This is a genomic window from Pseudomonas syringae CC1557, assembly GCF_000452705.1.
Classification (GTDB): Bacteria; Pseudomonadota; Gammaproteobacteria; order Pseudomonadales; family Pseudomonadaceae; genus Aquipseudomonas; species Aquipseudomonas syringae_F.
Window position 1 is genome coordinate 1,748,913 of record NZ_CP007014.1, and the last position, 17,379, is coordinate 1,766,291.

17 protein-coding genes are annotated in these 17,379 nt (G+C 59.6%); 9 read left to right on the top strand and 8 right to left on the bottom strand.

Annotation, left to right across the window (positions count from 1 at the left end; translation table 11 throughout):
* Positions 1-26 precede the first annotated feature (26 nt).
* The 8 genes from N018_RS08215 (at position 27) to N018_RS08250 (ending at position 7,897) form a co-directional block, all read left to right on the top strand.
* A complete protein-coding gene (locus tag N018_RS08215; RefSeq protein WP_024643906.1) occupies positions 27-2,282 on the top strand; it encodes a chemotaxis protein CheA in 2,256 nt (751 codons plus the stop codon).
* A 50-nt stretch (positions 2,283-2,332) separates the two neighbouring features.
* Positions 2,333-3,502, top strand: a complete 1,170-nt coding sequence (locus N018_RS08220; protein WP_024643907.1) for a protein-glutamate methylesterase/protein-glutamine glutaminase — start codon at positions 2,333-2,335, stop codon at positions 3,500-3,502.
* Positions 3,502-4,242, top strand: coding sequence for a flagellar motor protein (locus N018_RS08225; protein ID WP_007252112.1), 741 nt, complete (start codon positions 3,502-3,504; stop codon positions 4,240-4,242). Before N018_RS08220 ends, N018_RS08225 begins: the two co-directional genes overlap by 1 nt.
* Positions 4,243-4,247: 5 nt before the next feature.
* Positions 4,248-5,138 (top strand): flagellar motor protein MotD, encoded by an 891-nt coding sequence (gene motD, locus N018_RS08230; protein ID WP_024643908.1) that lies wholly within the window; start codon positions 4,248-4,250, stop codon positions 5,136-5,138.
* Between the two features lie 41 nt (positions 5,139-5,179).
* Positions 5,180-5,968, top strand: coding sequence for a ParA family protein (locus N018_RS08235; protein WP_024643909.1), 789 nt, complete (start codon positions 5,180-5,182; stop codon positions 5,966-5,968).
* A gap of 75 nt (positions 5,969-6,043) precedes the next feature.
* Complete coding sequence (locus tag N018_RS08240) at positions 6,044-6,958, top strand: CheW domain-containing protein (RefSeq protein WP_025389308.1); 915 nt, start codon at positions 6,044-6,046, stop codon at positions 6,956-6,958.
* Between the two features lie 57 nt (positions 6,959-7,015).
* Entirely contained in the window at positions 7,016-7,495 is a 480-nt protein-coding gene (locus tag N018_RS08245) for a chemotaxis protein CheW (RefSeq protein WP_007252116.1), read from the top strand.
* Positions 7,496-7,897, top strand: a complete 402-nt coding sequence (locus N018_RS08250) for a DUF2802 domain-containing protein (protein ID WP_024643911.1) — start codon at positions 7,496-7,498, stop codon at positions 7,895-7,897. It abuts the gene before it with no gap.
* A 559-nt stretch (positions 7,898-8,456) separates the two neighbouring features.
* Here N018_RS08250 and N018_RS08255 read toward each other — a convergent pair.
* Both N018_RS08255 and fnr read right to left on the bottom strand, forming a co-directional pair.
* Positions 8,457-9,005: an adenine phosphoribosyltransferase gene (locus N018_RS08255; protein WP_024647612.1), complete on the bottom strand. Its 549-nt coding sequence runs from the start codon at positions 9,003-9,005 to the stop codon at positions 8,457-8,459.
* A gap of 61 nt (positions 9,006-9,066) precedes the next feature.
* Positions 9,067-9,798: a fumarate/nitrate reduction transcriptional regulator Fnr gene (gene fnr / locus N018_RS08260; protein WP_024647611.1), complete on the bottom strand. Its 732-nt coding sequence runs from the start codon at positions 9,796-9,798 to the stop codon at positions 9,067-9,069.
* Positions 9,799-9,950: 152 nt separating this feature from the next.
* On the opposite strand from fnr, the gene N018_RS08265 reads away from it, so the two are divergent.
* Positions 9,951-10,427 (top strand): chemotaxis protein, encoded by a 477-nt coding sequence (locus N018_RS08265; protein WP_024647610.1) that lies wholly within the window; start codon positions 9,951-9,953, stop codon positions 10,425-10,427.
* Between the two features lie 12 nt (positions 10,428-10,439).
* On the opposite strand, the gene hemN is transcribed toward N018_RS08265, so the two are convergent.
* The 6 genes from hemN to ccoG all read right to left on the bottom strand — a co-directional run bounded on the left by hemN (position 10,440) and on the right by ccoG (position 17,201).
* Positions 10,440-11,822 carry an oxygen-independent coproporphyrinogen III oxidase gene (hemN, locus tag N018_RS08270; protein WP_024647609.1) on the bottom strand — a complete coding sequence of 461 codons (1,383 nt, stop codon included), beginning with the start codon at positions 11,820-11,822 and terminating at the stop codon, positions 10,440-10,442.
* An 87-nt stretch (positions 11,823-11,909) separates the two neighbouring features.
* Entirely contained in the window at positions 11,910-12,593 is a 684-nt protein-coding gene (locus N018_RS08275; RefSeq protein WP_024647608.1) for a sulfite exporter TauE/SafE family protein, read from the bottom strand.
* Positions 12,586-12,789 carry a cbb3-type cytochrome oxidase assembly protein CcoS gene (ccoS, locus tag N018_RS08280; protein ID WP_024647607.1) on the bottom strand — a complete coding sequence of 68 codons (204 nt, stop codon included), beginning with the start codon at positions 12,787-12,789 and terminating at the stop codon, positions 12,586-12,588. Before ccoS ends, N018_RS08275 begins: the two co-directional genes overlap by 8 nt.
* On the bottom strand, positions 12,768-15,233 hold the full coding sequence (locus N018_RS08285) for a heavy metal translocating P-type ATPase (RefSeq protein ID WP_025389309.1): 2,466 nt from the start codon (positions 15,231-15,233) through the stop codon (positions 12,768-12,770). Before N018_RS08285 ends, ccoS begins: the two co-directional genes overlap by 22 nt.
* Positions 15,234-15,235: 2 nt before the next feature.
* Positions 15,236-15,772, bottom strand: a complete 537-nt coding sequence (locus tag N018_RS08290) for a FixH family protein (RefSeq protein ID WP_024647605.1) — start codon at positions 15,770-15,772, stop codon at positions 15,236-15,238.
* Positions 15,773-15,782: 10 nt separating this feature from the next.
* Positions 15,783-17,201 (bottom strand): cytochrome c oxidase accessory protein CcoG, encoded by a 1,419-nt coding sequence (gene ccoG / locus N018_RS08295; protein WP_024647604.1) that lies wholly within the window; start codon positions 17,199-17,201, stop codon positions 15,783-15,785.
* Positions 17,202-17,379 lie beyond the last annotated feature (178 nt).

The window sequence follows — 17,379 nt, forward strand, 5'->3', positions numbered from 1 at the left end:
TGACGGTTAATTTTAGGGAGCACCCCATGAGCTTCGGCGCCGATGAAGAAATCCTTCAGGATTTTCTGGTAGAGGCCGGCGAAATTCTGGAGCAGTTGTCAGAGCAATTGGTCGAGCTGGAAAGCCGACCGGATGATGCTGATCTGCTCAATGCAATTTTTCGCGGTTTTCACACTGTAAAAGGGGGCGCCGGCTTCCTCCAGCTCCATGAGCTGGTGGAGTGCTGCCATATCGCCGAAAACGTGTTCGACATCCTGCGCAAGGGTGAACGACGCGTTGATTCCGAACTGATGGATGTGGTCCTGGAAGCTCTGGACGCCGTCAACAGCATGTTTGGTCAAGTACGTGAACGGACTGATGTCACGCCCGCCACGCCGGAGTTGCTGGCAGCGCTGGCGAGATTGGCCGAGCCACAATCCGCTGATGCGGTTGTAGCTGAGGAACCGGAACCTGAGCCGGTAGCCGAGGCTCCTGCCGCGGCGGCAGCGCAGACGACAGGCGGTGATGACATCACTGATGATGAATTCGAACAACTGCTGGATTCGCTGCATGGCAGCAACCCGGTATCGGCCGCTCCGGCTGCTGCGCCAGCAGCGGCTGCCAGTGCAGCGTCCGGCGACGAGATCACCGATCAGGAATTTGAATCCCTGCTCGATCAGTTGCACGGCAAGGGCAAGTTTGCCGCCGATGTTGCAGTTGCCCCGGCTCCTGCTGCGCAGAGCAAGAAGGTTGCATCTGCTGGTGATGAAATCACTGATGACGAATTCGAGGCGCTGCTCGATCAGTTGCATGGCAAGGGTTCGTTCGACGCTGCAGTAGCGACGCCGGTTGCAGCTGCTGCGGTTGCCAAGGCACCTGCGGTCTCGAAAGCGGCTGCGTCGGATGAAATTACCGATAACGAATTTGAAAACCTGCTCGACGAGTTGCATGGCAAGGGCAAGTTCGAACCTCAGGCGGTGGTTGCCAAGGCGCCTGCGGCCGCTCCTGCACCTGCTGCCAAGCCTGCACCTGCACCTGCACCTGCTGCGAAAGCCGAGCCGGCCAAAGCGGCTCCAGCTCCGGCCCCTGCACGCGCTGCGGCGCCTCCGAGCGAGAAGCCGGTAGCCACCGAAGCTGAAACCACTGTTCGCGTTGATACCGCCCGCCTGGACGAGATCATGAACATGGTGGGTGAACTGGTACTGGTGCGTAACCGTCTGGTTCGTCTGGGCCTCAACAGCGCCGACGAAGCCATGTCAAAGGCGGTTTCCAACCTGGATGTGGTGACGGCAGATCTGCAGACTGCGGTGATGAAGACCCGCATGCAGCCGATCAAGAAAGTATTCGGCCGCTTCCCGCGTCTGGTTCGCGATCTGGCTCGCCAGCTCAAGAAAGAGATCAACCTGGAACTGGTCGGTGAAGAAACCGACCTCGACAAGAACCTCGTAGAGGCGCTTGCCGACCCGCTGGTCCACTTGGTGCGCAACGCGGTCGATCACGGTATCGAAACGCCGGAAGAGCGCGAAGCCACGGGCAAGTCCCGCGGTGGCCGCGTGATTCTTTCTGCCGAACAGGAAGGCGACCATATCCTGCTGTCGATCTCCGATGACGGCAAGGGCATGGACCCTAACGTACTGCGCTCCATTGCGGTCAAGCGTGGTGTGATGGACAAGGATGCAGCCGATCGCTTGAGCGACACCGACTGCTACAACCTGATCTTTGCACCAGGGTTCTCGACCAAGACCGAGATTTCCGATGTTTCGGGTCGTGGTGTGGGCATGGATGTGGTGAAAACCAAGATTTCCCAGCTCAACGGGTCGATCAACATCTACTCGACCAAGGGCCAGGGCTCGAAAATTGTCATCAAGGTCCCGCTGACCCTGGCGATCATGCCGACCCTGATGGTGATGCTGGGTAACCAGGCATTTGCTTTCCCGCTGGTCAACGTCAACGAAATCTTCCACCTGAACCTGTCGACTACCAATGTCGTCGACGGACAGGAAGTGGTCATCGTGCGGGACAAGGCACTGCCGCTGTTCTACCTCAAGCGCTGGCTGGTCAGTTCGGCCGCTCATGAAGAGCAGCGAGAAGGGCACGTTGTGATTCTTACGGTAGGCACCCAGCGCATCGGCTTCGTCGTCGATCAACTGGTCGGTCAGGAAGAAGTGGTCATCAAACCGCTGGGCAAGATGTTGCAGGGTACGCCGGGCATGTCGGGCGCCACTATTACCGGTGACGGTCGCATTGCGCTGATTCTCGATGTACCCAGCATGCTCAAGCGTTACGCCGCACGGCGTATCTGAACCCGGTGTTGCGGGCGGCCTGGCTGCCTGCAACGCCTATTGGAGTGTTTATGGCAGTCAAGGTCCTGGTGGTGGATGATTCCGGTTTCTTCCGCCGCCGTGTCACGGAAATTCTTTCTTCGGACCCCAACATTGTTGTTGTCGGCACCGCTACCAATGGCAAGGAAGCAATTGAGCAGGCGCTGGCGCTCAAGCCTGACGTCATCACCATGGACTACGAAATGCCGATGATGGATGGCATTACGGCAGTTCGCCACATCATGCAGCGTATCCCCACCCCGGTCTTGATGTTCTCGTCGCTGACGCACGAAGGTGCGCGCGTGACGCTGGATGCGCTGGACGCCGGTGCCGTGGATTTCCTGCCCAAGAATTTCGAAGATATCTCGCGCAACCCGCAGAAGGTCAAACAACTGCTGTGCGAGAAGATCAACAGCATTTCCCGCACCAACCGCCGTTCGAGCGGGTTCGGTGCGACAAGTTCATCGTCAGCGGCTGCCGCTTCGCCGCCGTCCAGTCGTGCTCCCGCGCCTGCATCTTCTGCGCCTGCCCGGGCTGTGCCCCCGCGTGCTGCAGCGCCTGCCTCGGCAGCGCCAGCCCATGGTCATGCTGCTCATCATGCACCGGCGCACGCGACGACAACCGGCACCGCCAAGCGCAAGGCGTACAAGCTGGTCGCCATCGGTACGTCGACGGGCGGCCCGGTAGCATTGCAACGGGTACTTACCCAATTGCCAGCCAGTTTTCCGGCACCGCTGGTGCTGATTCAGCACATGCCCGCAGCGTTCACCAAGGCTTTTGCCGAACGCCTCGACAAGCTGTGCAAGATCAGTGTCAAGGAAGCAGAGGACGGTGATGTTCTGCGTCCGGGTCTGGCGCTGCTGGCGCCAGGTGGCAAGCAGATGATGATTGACGGCCGTGGCACGGTGAAGATTCTGCCGGGCGACGAGCGCCTTAATTACAAGCCCTGCGTAGACATCACCTTCGGTTCAGCCGCTAAATCCTACGGCGACAAAGTGCTGTCTGTAGTGCTGACCGGTATGGGCGCAGATGGCCGTGAAGGTGCACGCCTGCTCAAGCAGGCCGGCAGCACAGTCTGGGCGCAGGATGAAGCGAGCTGCGTGATCTATGGCATGCCGATGGCGATCGTCAAGGCTGAGCTCGCCGACGCGATCTACAGCCTGGATGATATCGGTCGGCACTTGGTCGAGGCCTGTCTCTGATGGATGTGCTGAGTCTTATCGGCCTGATTCTGGCGTTCGTCGCCATTATCGGCGGTAACTTTCTCGAAGGCGGGCACCTGGGTGCCTTGATCAATGGCCCGGCTGCTTTGATCGTGATCGGCGGTACGCTCGGCGCCTCGCTGTTGCAGTCGCCGATGAGCGCCTTCATGCGAGCCCTGAAAATCGTGGGCTGGATTATCTTTCCGCCGCGTATCGACCTGCCTGGCGGTGTCGACCGGGTGATTGGCTGGAGCATGACCGCCCGCAAGGAAGGCCTGCTTGGTCTCGAGACTGTAGCCGACGCAGAGCCCGACGGTTATGCCCGAAAAGGCCTGCAACTGTTGGTAGACGGTGCCGAACCGGCGGCCATTCGCAGTATTCTCGAAGTGGATTTCATCACTCAGGAAACCCGCGATATCCAGGCCGCCAAGGTATTTGAAAGTATGGGTGGCTACGCGCCGACCGTGGGCATCATTGGTGCGGTGATGGGCCTGATTCACGTGATGGGTAATCTGGCTGACCCCAGTCAGCTGGGCAGCGGCATCGCGGTGGCGTTTGTCGCGACCATCTACGGGGTTGCCATCGCCAACCTGATCCTGCTGCCGGTGGCCAACAAGCTCAAGGCCATTGCTCATCGTCAGTCGCGTTATCGCGAAATGCTTCTTGAAGGTTTACTGTCCATCGCCGAGGGTGAAAACCCGCGCTCCATCGAACTCAAGCTGCAAGGCTTCATGGAGTAACGCACATGGCTCGCCGTCGTCAGCCCGAAGAACACGAGAATCACGAGCGCTGGCTGGTGTCCTACGCGGACTTCATCACCCTGCTTTTCGCATTCTTCGTGGTGATGTACTCGATTTCTTCGATCAACGAAGGCAAGTACAAGATCCTCTCTCAGGCGCTGGTCGGCGTGTTCAACGATACGGAGCGGACCATGAAGCCTATCCCGATCGGTGAGCAGCGCCCGATTTCGATCAAGCCTGCCGAGCCATTGCTCAAGGACAGCGAGCAGACTGATGCCGGTATCGGCCAGGCTTCCGATGATCCCTTGCAGACCATTGCCCAGGATGTTCGCGATGCTTTCGGGGACTTGCTCAAGTCTGACCAGATGACGGTGCGTGGCAATGAGTTGTGGGTCGAGATCGAGCTCAACTCCAGCATGCTGTTCGGCAGCGGCGATGCAATGCCCAGTGACAAGGCGTTCTCGATCATTGAAAAGGTTTCCGGGATCGTCAAACGGTTCGATAACCCGATTCATGTTGAAGGCTTCACTGACGACCATCCCATCAACACGGCGCAGTACCCGACCAATTGGGAGCTGTCGTCAGCGCGCTCTGCCAGCATTGTGCGCATGCTGGCCATGGACGGCGTCAATCCGGCGCGTCTGGCTTCGGTCGGTTATGGCGAGTTTCAGCCTATTGCTCCGAATACCACTGCGGCCGGGCGCGCCAAGAACCGCCGTGTCGTGTTGGTTATCTCGCGAAATCTGGATGTGCGCCGTAGTCTGACCAGTGCCGGGACAGCCAATACTCAGCCTGATGCCGCTTTGAAGCGTGCTGGCACACAAACTGCACCGGTGCCAGCAAAGCCGCCGTTAGGTGCTAACGCCGTCAATTCTCCGTCACCTACCGTCCAATAATCGTATCGGTGCGGTCTTCGCTGTACGGAAGGAAAATTTCAATGAGAGTCTGGGCAGTAGCCAACCAGAAAGGTGGAGTCGGAAAGACCACCACGACCATTGCTCTGGCCGGTTTGCTGGCCGATGCGGGCAAGCGTGTGGTCGTTGTCGACCTGGACCCCCACGGCTCCATGACCAGTTATTTCGGGTACAATCCGGACGAGCTGGAACACAGTGCCTTTGATCTGTTCTTGCACAAGGGCGTGGTGCCCGAAGGCTTGCCCGGCCAATTGCTGTTGCCGACCAGCGACCAGCGAATCTCGCTGATCCCGTCGAGCACCGCGTTGGCCACACTGGAGCGTCAGTCGCCTGGGCAGAGTGGTCTGGGTCTGGTGATCGCCAAGAGCCTCGCGCAATTGTGGCAGGATTTTGACTATGCGCTGATCGACAGTCCGCCGTTGCTCGGTGTGCTGATGGTCAATGCCCTGGCGGCAAGCCAGCAACTGGCCATTCCGGTGCAGACCGAGTTTCTCGCTGTAAAAGGCCTGGAGCGTATGGTCAACACCCTGACCATGATCAATCGCTCACGCAAGGTGCCGCTGCCTTACACCATTGTGCCGACGCTGTTCGACCGCCGCACTCAGGCGTCGATGGGCACGTTGAAATTGTTGCGTGACACCTTTCCCGAGCATGTCTGGCAGGCATATGTGCCGGTCGATACGCGTTTGCGTGATGCCAGCCGACTGGGTCTGACCCCGTCGCAGAACGATAGCAAGAGCCGTGGCGTGATTGCTTATCGGGCATTGCTCAAGCATATGCTCGCCGAGCAGCTCAATGCTCAGGTGGCCTGACGTGGGCGTCGACTCTTTCTGCACAGTTCGCTCAAGTGATCCGTCAATGCGGCCGATAACTCTATCAGGCTGCACATGCTCCATTTTTTGTTGGGTCCCGGTATGAACCGCCCTGTAGAAGTTGCAACACGACCCAAGCTGGCCTTGCAGTCCTATCTGGATGCATTGCTGTATGACGCTACCGAGGAGCTCGAAACAGCTTCTGGCAGCATCGATGATTTTCAGGCCGCCGTGCTCGAAGAGCAGGCGTTTGACGCGCGGATGCAGGCCCAGGTCAAGCCATTGGCGGTTGCAGTTGCTGCGCCCGCTGCAGTAGCTGTAGCCGTCAAGGTTGCAGCGCCTGTTGCGGTGCCTGCGCCAGTGATTGAAGTCGCTCCGGTGATTGTCGCCGAAGCGGTGCAGGTCGCGGAGCTAAAGGTTGAAACGGCGGTGCCGACAGTAGATCTGGTCGAGCCTGTCGCCGAGTTGAGCACGCTGGTGACCCAGCGAACTCCGACGCCACCGCCAACCAGCGATGGCCGTCCGGCATGGGCTGCAGAACCGTTCGAATGCCTGCTGTTTGATGTGGCTGGCTTGACCCTGGCGGTGCCACTGGTGTGCCTGGGATCGATTTACCCGTTGGCAGGGCAGGAGCTGACGCCACTGTTCGGCCAGCCGGACTGGTTTCTCGGGATTCTGCCCAGCCAGGCAGGCAACCTGAAAGTGTTGGATACCGCGCGCTGGATCATGCCGGATCGTTATCGCGATGATTTTCGCCAGGGATTGCAGTATGTGATCTCGGTGCAAGGATACGAGTGGGGGCTGGCGGTGCATCAGGTCAGTCGCTCGTTGCGTCTTGATCCGAACGAGATCAAATGGCGCACGCAGCGCGGTCAGCGCCCATGGCTGGCTGGCACAGTGATTGAACACATGTGTGCGTTGCTGGACGTTGCAGAGTTGGCCGAGCTGATAGCCAGTGGCGCGGTCAAGCAGTTGAACAAGTCGAAATAATCATGGGTTGGCGCCAGTGGCGTTACCCGCAAAGAACACACGTGAGGGGTTGGGGTTATGAATAAGTCGTCTGCGCAAGGTTCCGAAGATCCGATCCTGCAATGGGTTACATTCCGTCTGGACAACGAGTCCTATGGCATCAATGTAATGCAGGTGCAGGAAGTGCTGCGCTACACCGAAATTGCCCCGGTTCCGGGTGCGCCAAGTTATGTGCTCGGGATCATCAACCTGCGCGGTAATGTCGTGACCGTGATCGACACCCGTCAGCGCTTCGGCCTGGACCCGGTTGAAGTCAGCGATAACACGCGTATTGTGATCATCGAAGCCGACAAACAAGTGGTCGGTATTCTGGTCGACAGCGTGGCGGAAGTGGTTTACTTGCGTCAGTCCGAAGTCGAAACCGCACCGAACGTGGGTAACGATGAATCGGCCAAGTTCATTCAGGGCGTCTGCAACAAGAACGGCGAGCTGTTGATTCTGGTCGAACTGGACAAAATGATGTCTGAAGAAGAGTGGTCCGAACTGGAGAGCATCTGATTGATCTTTGAGGTAGCTGTCGTCTTCCTGGGCATTCTCTGGGTCGTTTCCCTGTTTTTGTTCTTGGCCCATACGAAGCGCCAGCGCAAGCTGGATGCGGCGCGTGACGAGGCGGCTGCCTTGCGTGATCAACGGATCAAGGAGTTGGCCAGGCGTCTGGACAACTACCAGAACGGTACGGTGCGCATGGGCGAAGCCTTGCACGAACTGCGCGCCACCGTCGCACCGCTGCCGGACAAGCTGACGGCACTGGAACAGCGCGATCCCTCCACGCTGTCCTTTGCCCAGGCTGCGCGCCTGGTCGGCATGGGCGCCAGCATCGACGAGCTGACCCAGTCCTGCGGCCTGACTCAGGCCGAAGCGCAACTGATGACCAAACTGCACGGCAATACGGCCAGCTAGTTTCTCTTCGCTAAATGCCTGCGCTGGACATTCAAGTTCGGACGCAGAGCGTCCAGCACTTCATCCTCACGCTGAAGCGTGAGGATCGAGACTCTTGTCTTGTGCCAATTCCTCCGCGTTGATTCTCGTTTCCATGCTCCGCGTGGGAATACATTTCGTGACGCTCTGCGTCACACAGCGGTTTTTCTTTGTCAGGTGGATTCGGGTTCGACTCACGTCACCTTTTCGCCCCTCGGCGAGTTACTTTGATGGGGCCAAAGTAACCAAACCCCCTGGCTCCGTTTCCGGCCCGACTTCGTCGGGTTCCTTCGTCCTGACACTGATCCGGAGGTCGCCGCAACGGGCCATCCATGGCCCGGTGCGGCTAGCCTGGCGTCCTGCCAGGCTACCCCCGGATCAGCGCCAGGACTCAGCCGTCACTTACGTCGCACCCTGCGTCGTCAGTGCCATCGCGATAAAAAAGCGCTTTTACATACGTTGCATGGATAGTTATCTCAAAACGTATGGATAGCCTTGAGCGCTGGAGCGTTCGGAACCTCTAACTCTCGTGCCTATGCCGTTACTGCTCGTCCAGTGCAAACTCGGTCAGGCAGAACGTCGGGATCTTCAGGTCGTTAAGACGCTTGGAACCGCCCAGCTCCGGCAGGTCGATAATCGCAGCGGCCTCATACACTTCGGCGCCCATGCGGCGAATCAGGTTGGCAGCGGCAATCAGGGTGCCGCCTGTGGCAATCAGGTCGTCGAACATCACCACCGAATCTCCTTCACACAGGCTATCTGCGTGAACCTCCAGATAAGCTTCGCCGTATTCGGTCTGATACGCCTCGGAGAGCACATCGGCCGGCAATTTGCCCTGTTTGCGGAACAGCACCAGCGGCTTGTTCAATTGGTAGGCCACCACCGAACCAATCAGAAAGCCGCGCGCATCCATGACACCGATGTGGCTGAAGTCTGCCTCGATATAGCGCTGAACGAAGGCATCTATCACCTGACGCGTGGCCTTGGGCGACTGGAACAGGGGAGTGATGTCGCGAAACACAACGCCCGGCTTGGGGAAGTCTACGACCGGGCGTATCAGGGATTTGAAGTTCGGTTGATCGAAGGTCATCGGGGAGATCCATGGCAGTTTTGGCCGACAGTTTAAGCCCACCTGCCACAGATCGCACGCTTCAGCTGTGCATCGCACCGCCCGCCAGCGCGCACAGCTCGATAGGGTCAAGGATGTGGATCTCCTTGCCGTCTGCCTGTATCAGCTCGTTTTGCTGAAAACGGGTGAACACCCGTGACACGGTTTCAACCGCCAGCCCCAGGTGATTGCCGATCTCGTTGCGCGACATGCTCAGCCTGAACTGATTGGCCGAAAAACCCCGTGCCCGGAAGCGCGCCGACAGATTGACCAGAAAGGTGGCAATACGCTCGTCGGCTGTTTTCTTCGACAGCAACAGCATCATTTGCTGATCGTCGCGGATCTCGCGGCTCATGACCCGCATCAGTTGTCGACGCAGTTGCGGCAGTTGGGCCGACAGTTCGTCCAGACGGTCGAACGGAATCTCGCAGATTGAGGTGGTTTCGAGAGCTTGCGCCGACACCGGATAGGCCCCGGCGTCCATGCCCGACATGCCCACCAGTTCGCTGGGCAGGTGGAAGCCGGTGAGCTGTTCTGCACCGCCGTCACTGATATTGAAGGTTTTCAGGGCGCCGGAACGTACTGCGTATACCGATTCGAAGGTATCCCCCTGACGAAACAGGAACTCGCCTTTCTTCAGCGGGCGGCCGCGCTTGACGATCTGGTCAAGCGAGTCCATATCTTCAAGATTCAGCGAGAGGGGCAGGCAGAGCGGTGCGAGACTGCAATCCTTGCAATGAGCCTGGGTTTGAGCGCGTTTTACTGGCTCGGACATCACTTGATTCCTTGTGGTAAATCACACATAGGTCGTAAGGGTAACCCACCCTTGCCAGACGGGGCCAGCTTCGAAGGCCATCTGCTTCATCAAGCTTCCAGCCGGAATGCCGATAGACCTGTATCTCTCCAGCTGACTCAGGATGTCTTGCCATGTCAACGACAGTTCCGTTGATCAACAGCATTACGATACGTACCGCGACCTCGCAGATCACCTACAGCCAGGCCAATGACAAGGCTGTCGAGGCGCCTGCCGGCAATGCAAAGAGTGTGGAGGTCAATCTTTCAGCCGAGGGCAGGGCGGCAGCAGCCTCTGCACGGGCCGGTTCGAAAGACGCCGATATCGAAAATAGCGGTCTGCCTTCTTCTGTGCAGAAAATCCTCAAATCGCTACGCGAATTGCAGCGCAAGATCGAAGAAACCACTGATCAGATTCAGAAAGTTCTGGCCGACAGAACGCTTACCCGTGAAGAGCGCCAGACCAAGGCCGCAGCGCTGCAAACCGTGCTTTCCACGTTACAGGCTCAGGTGAGCAATTCCACCGCTGATCTGTCTTCGCTGATGAACAGCCTCGGTTCCAGCGATGCCGACAAGACTACAGCCGGTATGCTGGTGCTGGCCAAGATGTAAGGATGCACAGGATCAGATGGCGCGGGAAAAGCGCTGTCTGTTTTGCCGGGTCAGATAGGCGTCAAATACCATGCACACCGAGCGCACCAGCAGCCTGCCCGCCGGCAGTACCCGGATGCCCTCGTTGTTCAGCGCAATCAGCCCGTCCTCGGTCATCTGGGTCAGTTGCGGCCAGAGTTCGCTGAAATAAGCTGAGAAGTCGATACCGAAGCAGTGCTCGATTTCGGCGAAATCCAGCGTGAAGTGGCAGATCAACTGCTGGATGATTGCACGTCTGATCCGGTCATCCTCGCTGCAGATCAGCCCTCGTCGGGTAGCCGGTTGATCACTGTCCAGCAGCCTTTGGTATTCGTTCAGGTCGCTGCTGTTCTGGCTGTACAGATCGCCGATCTGACTGATGGCCGAGACCCCCAGACCGATCAGGTCGCAATGAGCCTTGGGGGTGTAGCCCTGAAAATTGCGTTTCAGGGTCAGGTCTTCCTGAGCGATCGCCAGTTCGTCGTCGGGCAGGGCAAAGTGGTCCATGCCGATATAGCGATAGCCTGCGCCGGTCAATTGCCCGATGGTGTGTTCCAGCATGAGCAACTTCGTTTGCACATCCGGCAGGTCGGCTGTGTCAATGCGGCGCTGAGGCATGAAGCGTTCCGGCAGGTGGGCGTAGTTGAACACGGAGAGTCGATCAGGCTGCAAGGCGATGATTTCATCCACTGTGCGACTGAAGGTCTCCGGGGTCTGTTTTGGCAGGCCGTAAATCAAATCGATATTGACCGAGCGAAATTGCAACGTGCGTGCTGCTTCGACGATAGCGCGTGTCTCTTCCAGGGTTTGCAGGCGGTTGATCGCACGCTGCACGGTCGGGTCCAGGTCCTGCACGCCCAGGCTTACCCGGTTGAAGCCCAGTTCGCGTAACAGGCCCATGCTCGCCCAGTCCGCTTCGCGGGGATCGATCTCGATGCCGTAATCACCGGAGTCGTCTTCCAGCAGGTTGAAATGAGTACGCAATTGCGCCATCAAGCGGCGCAGTTCATGGTGGCTGAGAAAGGTCGGCGTGCCGCCGCCCAGGTGCAGTTGCTCCACAGCCTGACCCGGCGACAGATGGCAGGCGAGCATCTGGATTTCGTGTTCAAGGCGCTGCAGATAAGCCTGGGCTCGCCCGCGATCCTTGGTAATGACTTTGTTGCAGGCACAGTAGTAGCAAATGTTCGCGCAGAAGGGCAGGTGCACGTAAAGGGACAGTGGGCGTTGCGTCTTGCGGCTTTCGCGCAGCGCGTGCAGCAGGTCGAATGCACCCACCTGAGTATGAAATTGCACCGCAGTGGGATAGGACGTGTAGCGCGGTCCGGCGACGTCGTAGCGATGGATCAGATCTGAATCCCAGCGAATGGCGCCGAACATGCGTACTTCTCCCGATCAGGCTGGCAATGTCCCGAGCATACGCAGGCCTTGCAGGAAGAACCTTGATGTGGGTCAGTCGCCGCTGTCTCAGTGGCCCATCAGCCAGTGTTGATGCGGCCCCGGCAAGGTCCAGAGGCCGAACACCATGACCAGCAACCCTCCCGCCACACGAACGCCGCGCTTGCGCAGCAGCGCAGTGGTGCGTTCGGCTGCCAGCCCGGTGGCCAGCAGGACCGGCCAGGTGCCGAGCCCGAACGCCAGCATCAGCAACGCGCTGTGCAGAGGGCTATTTTGGCTGGCCGCCCAGAGCAGCGCGCTGTAGACCAGTCCGCACGGCAGCCAGCCCCACAAGGCGCCCAGCAGCAAGGCGCGTGGCAGGCTGGACACGGGCAGCAGGCGACTGGCCAGCGGTTGCAGGTATCGCCACAGCCCACGGCCCAGACGTTCGATGTGCGTCAAGCCACTCCACCAGCCCGCCAGGTATAGACCCATGACGATGAGCAGCAGCGCGGCGGCCACTCGCATGCCGTTGGCCAGCGGGCTTTGCGCAACCGCCCAGCCTGCCAGTCCGGAAAGCAGCCCCGCCACTGTGTAGCTGCAAATTCGCCCCAGGTTATAGGCCAGTAACAGACGAAACCGGCGACTGCGCTGTTCCTTTGGAATAGCGAGCGTCAGCGCGCCCATCAGGCCGCCACACATGCCCAGACAGTGACCGCCGCCCAGCAGCCCGAGAATCAGCGCCGAAAGCAGCAGCGGGGCGAGTTCAAGCATCGTGCTTCTCGTCTGTTTCGGGAGATGACGGTTGCGGCCTGGCCTGATCTACCGCTGGCGGATCATCGAACAATACGCTGTGTGCCGGGCCTTCCATGTCGTCGTACTGGCCACTGTCGACAGCCCAGAAGAACACGTAGATCGCGATGCCCACCAGCAGCAGGGCGGCAGGAATCATGATGTAAAGCGCGGGCATGAAACCTCCTGAGCTGCTTGGGCTGTAGGGGAGAGTTGCGGCAGGCGGGTCAGGCGCAACGCGTTGAGTACCACGATCAGTGAACTGACCGACATGCCGACGGCTGCCCATATGGGGGTCACCCAGCCCAGTGCGGCAAAGGGCAGCATCAGGCCATTGTACAGACCGGCCCAGACGAGGTTTTCGATAATGATCCGGCGGGTGCGGCGAGCCAGGATCAGCGCTTCGATCAGTACCCCTAACCGATTGCACAGCAGCACCGCGTCGGCGCTGGTTTTGGCAAGGTCGGTGGCTGACCCCATTGCCACGCTGATATCGGCAGCCGCCATGATCGGTACGTCGTTTACGCCATCCCCGATCATCAGCACCCTGCGGCCTTGCGCCTGCAAATGATGCAGCACGGCCAGTTTATCGTCCGGGCGCATGTTGCCCCGCGAGTCGTCGAAGCCAAGCGCTGCGGCGACGCTGGCGACCATCGGCGAACTGTCACCGGATAACATCAGGGTTTTCCAGCCGCGTGCCTTGCACGCCTGCAGCAGCGCTGCGTCTTCGCGCAGGCGGTCGTCGAGCACCAGCCACGCCAGCGGCCCTTGAGCATCGCCGAGCAGCAGCCACTGACCGGCTTCTTCGGGCATGGGTGGCACTTCAGTATTGCTCAGGGCGCAGACAAATGCCGGTTGGCCGATACGCAGGCGGCGTGCCCCGACGCCGCCTTCAAGACCCAGCCCCGGCAGGCTGTGTACGTCTTCGGCAGCCTGTGGCGCTTGCCCGAATGCTCTGGCGATAGGGTGTTCGGAACGGTTCTCCAGCGCAGCGGCCAGTCCCAGACACTCATCGGCACTCAGTTCACTCAAGGGCAGAATACTGCGCAGGACCAGTCGCCCTTCGGTCAGGGTGCCGGTCTTGTCGAAGATCACCGTGTCGATCCGGTTCAGGCCCTCCAGCACATGGCCTCGGGTCAGCAACAGCCCAAGCCTGTGCAGCGTGCCGGTCGCTGCGGTCAAGGCAGTCGGAGTCGCCAGCGACAGCGCACACGGGCAGGTCGCGACCAGCATCGCCAGGACAATCCAGAACGCACGCGATGCATCGATCTGCCACCAGACCACCCCGATCACGGCCGCTGCGATCAGGGAAAACAGAAGGAACGCCTGTGCGGCACGGTCGGCGATCTGCGCCAGCCTGGGTTTTTCGCTCTGGGCCCGCTCCAGCAGCCTGACAATCGCGGACAGCTGTGTTGCCTCGCCCAGTGCCGACACCTGAACGGTTAACGGCCCTTCCACATTAAGCGTCCCGGCAGTGACGGCGTCGCCGACGCCACGCGCCTGTGGCAGGTATTCACCGGTCAGCAGCGACTCGTCGACACTGGACTGACCTTCAAGAATCTTTCCGTCAGCAGGAATCACCGCTCCGGGTTGCACCAGCACCCGATCAGCCAGACGTAGCTCGCTGAGCATGATGCGCTCGGTCTGATCTTCCTGGTTCAGGCGCAGGCATGAGGCAGGCAGCAGGTTGACCAGTTGTGCAGTGGCCGCAGCCGTGCGCTCGCGGGCTCGGCGCTCCAGATACCGTCCGGTCAGCAGAAACAGGGCGAACATCCCGACTGCGTCGAAATACAGCTCGCCGGTGCCGGTGATCGTGGTCCAGATGCCTGCCACATAGGCTGCGCCAATCGCCAGAGACACCGAGACGTCCATCGTCAATTGAAGGCTGCGCAGGTCACGCAGGGCGCCGCGAAAGAACGGCGCGCAGCTGTAAAACACGATGGGCGTGGTCAGAAACAGCGCCACCCAGCGCAGAATGATGTGTAGCTGCGGGCTGAGGTCAATATTGAACTCTGGCCAGGTCGCCATGGTTGCCATCATGGCCTGAAACCACAGCAGGCCCGCCACCCCGAGTTGCCGCAACGCCAGCTTGTTGTCATGTGCAAGACGTTCGGCTGCGCGGTCGGCCTGCCAGGGGTGAGCCACATAGCCAATGATGCGCAACTCGTTGAGCAATTGGCTGAACAGCAGTTGTTCAGTGTGCCAGCGCACCTGAAGGCGGTGGCTGGACAGGTTCAGGCGCGCCTCGGCGACACCGGGCAATCTGCCGAGCCGCTGTTCGATCAGCCAGCCACAGGCTGCGCAACTGATGCCTTCGACCAGCAGTGTGGTTTGCGAAACCGTGCCTTCATGATGGACGAACGGTGCCTGCACGTCGGGACGGTCGTAAAGTTGCAGTTCTTCCAGCAATTGCGCAGGCAGGATGTCTGGGTTGGCTGATGCCTGACTGCGATGGCGGTAATAGTCTTCCAGCCCGGCAGCGACGATGGCCTCGGTCACGGCTTGGCAGCCGGGGCAGCACAACTCGCGGGTCTCGCCCAGCACCCGCGTGGTAAAGCGGCTGCCGGGCGGGACGGGCAGGGCGCAGTGGTAACAGCGGGTGGGGCTGGAAAGGGCAACCACGGTCAGTCTTTCCGGCCTTGTACGGCCTGTAGCGGTTCGTCGCCGAGCGTCAGGTCTTCGCGGCCGATCTGCTCTTCTTCGAACAGGCGCCAGGTCTGGCCACCTTCGGCACCCAGCAGCTCGACAAAACGACGGCCTTCGACCTTGTCCTGCAACTGACCGACATAACGGCCAGGTTCGGACGCGCTGCGCGTCAGGAAGACCCGACGGTCCCTGGCGGGCTGGGTGGGGGAAATGAGGTTCAGTTCTAGGCGCTCCGGCCCGCTGTTGCCGCTCAGGCGCACCTCTGCTTCTCCGGTAAGCTCGTCCAGATGAACGCGGGCGCGCAATTTGAGTGTCTGGGCCAGCAATTCGCGGTTGAGCGAGCGATTGATGCCTTTGCCGGCTTCGTAATAATTGTCGCTGACCAGATTGTCCGGGTTATTCACGGCGATGGTCACCATCGTCAGGCTCAGGGTCACCGAGCAGGTCAGGATGGCGATGATGAGCCACGGCCAGAGGTGCTTGTACCAGGGGCTTGAAGCAGTCGCAGCGGGCATGAAAGTGCTCTTAACGAATAGTCGGTGGGCCAAGGAAGCTGCTTTGGGCTTCGACCTGAGTCTCGCCGTTGTCGATGTCGCTGAGGGTGAACGTTACCTGATTTCTGCTGGATGGCAGTTTCTCGGGAGCGCTGGACAACTCTACCGGCAAGCTGACGATCTGGCCTGCCGGAACCCTGATTTCGCGCGTACCTTGCAGCTTCAGATCAGGCACGCCACTGGCCTCAATCAGGTAAGTGTGATCGACCTGATCCTTGTTTATCACTTTCAGGCTGTAGACGTTTTCAATACGGCCTTCGGCATTTTCCCGGAACAGCATACGGTCTCTGCTGACATCCAGGCCTGTCAGCGGACGCAGGTAAAACGCGCTCGCCAGCAGCCCGATCATCAATAGCAGAGCCAGCGCATAGCCAATCAGGCGTGGTCTGAGGGTGTGGGTCTGCTGCCCGGACAGGTTGTGTTCGGTGGTGTAACGAATCAGGCCGCGAGGGTAATCCATTTTGTCCATGACCGTATTGCAGGCATCGACACACGCCGCGCAACTGATGCACTCCACTTGCAGACCGTCGCGAATGTCGATGCCGGTCGGGCAGACCTGCACGCACATCGTACAGTCGGTACAGTCGCCCAGACCCATCGCCTTGTGATCAGCTTCTTTCTTGCGCGGCCCCCGGGCTTCGCCGCGGTCCGGGTCATAGGAAATGATCAGCGTGTCCTTGTCGAACATCACGCTCTGGAACCGCGCGTAGGGGCACATATAAATGCACACCTGCTCGCGCAGCCAGCCGGCATTGCCGTAGGTGGTCAGGGTGAAAAAACCGACCCAGAAATACGCCCAGCCGTCAGCTTCGCCGGTCACCAGTTCAACGCACAGGTCGCGGATCGGCGCAAAGTAACCGACAAAGGTCACTCCGGTAGCAAGGCCGATCAGCAGCCACAGGCTGTGCTTGGCGAACTTGCGGACCAGCTTGTTGGCACTGAACGGTGCGTGATCGAGCTTGATACGCTGGTTGCGGTCGCCCTCGGTGATCTTTTCGCACCACATGAAGATCCAGGTCCAGACGCTCTGCGGGCAGGTATAGCCGCACCAGACCCGTCCGGCATAGACGGTGATGAAGAACAGCCCGAAGGCTGCGACGATCAGAATCCCGGACAACAGGATGAAGTCCTGCGGCCAGAAGGTCGCGCCGAAGATGTAAAACTTGCGCTCCGGCAGATTCCACCACACGGCCTGATGCCCATTGCGGGTCAGCCAGACCGTGCCGAAAAAGATCAGCAACAGCAAGGCGCCACCTGCCATTCGCACATTGCGAAACAGGCCTTTGAAGGCGCGGGTATGAATCTTTTCCCGTGACGCGTAAAGCTCGACCGTTTCGCGGCTTTCAGCGGGGGCAGGGGTCATGTCGTGGAGCGGAATCTGGTTGCTCATTGAAGTGTTCTGTATGTGAGGCTCTGAGTTGCGCGGGTCGAATAATGGGCATACGGATAGGGCGGATGGATCACCCTGACGTCAAGCGACCTGGATGCCGATCGCCAGTATGCGCCTAGCGAAGATTTTCAACACATTATGCTCCAGCCCTATTCGCAGCGTCGCATCCGGCCGGAAC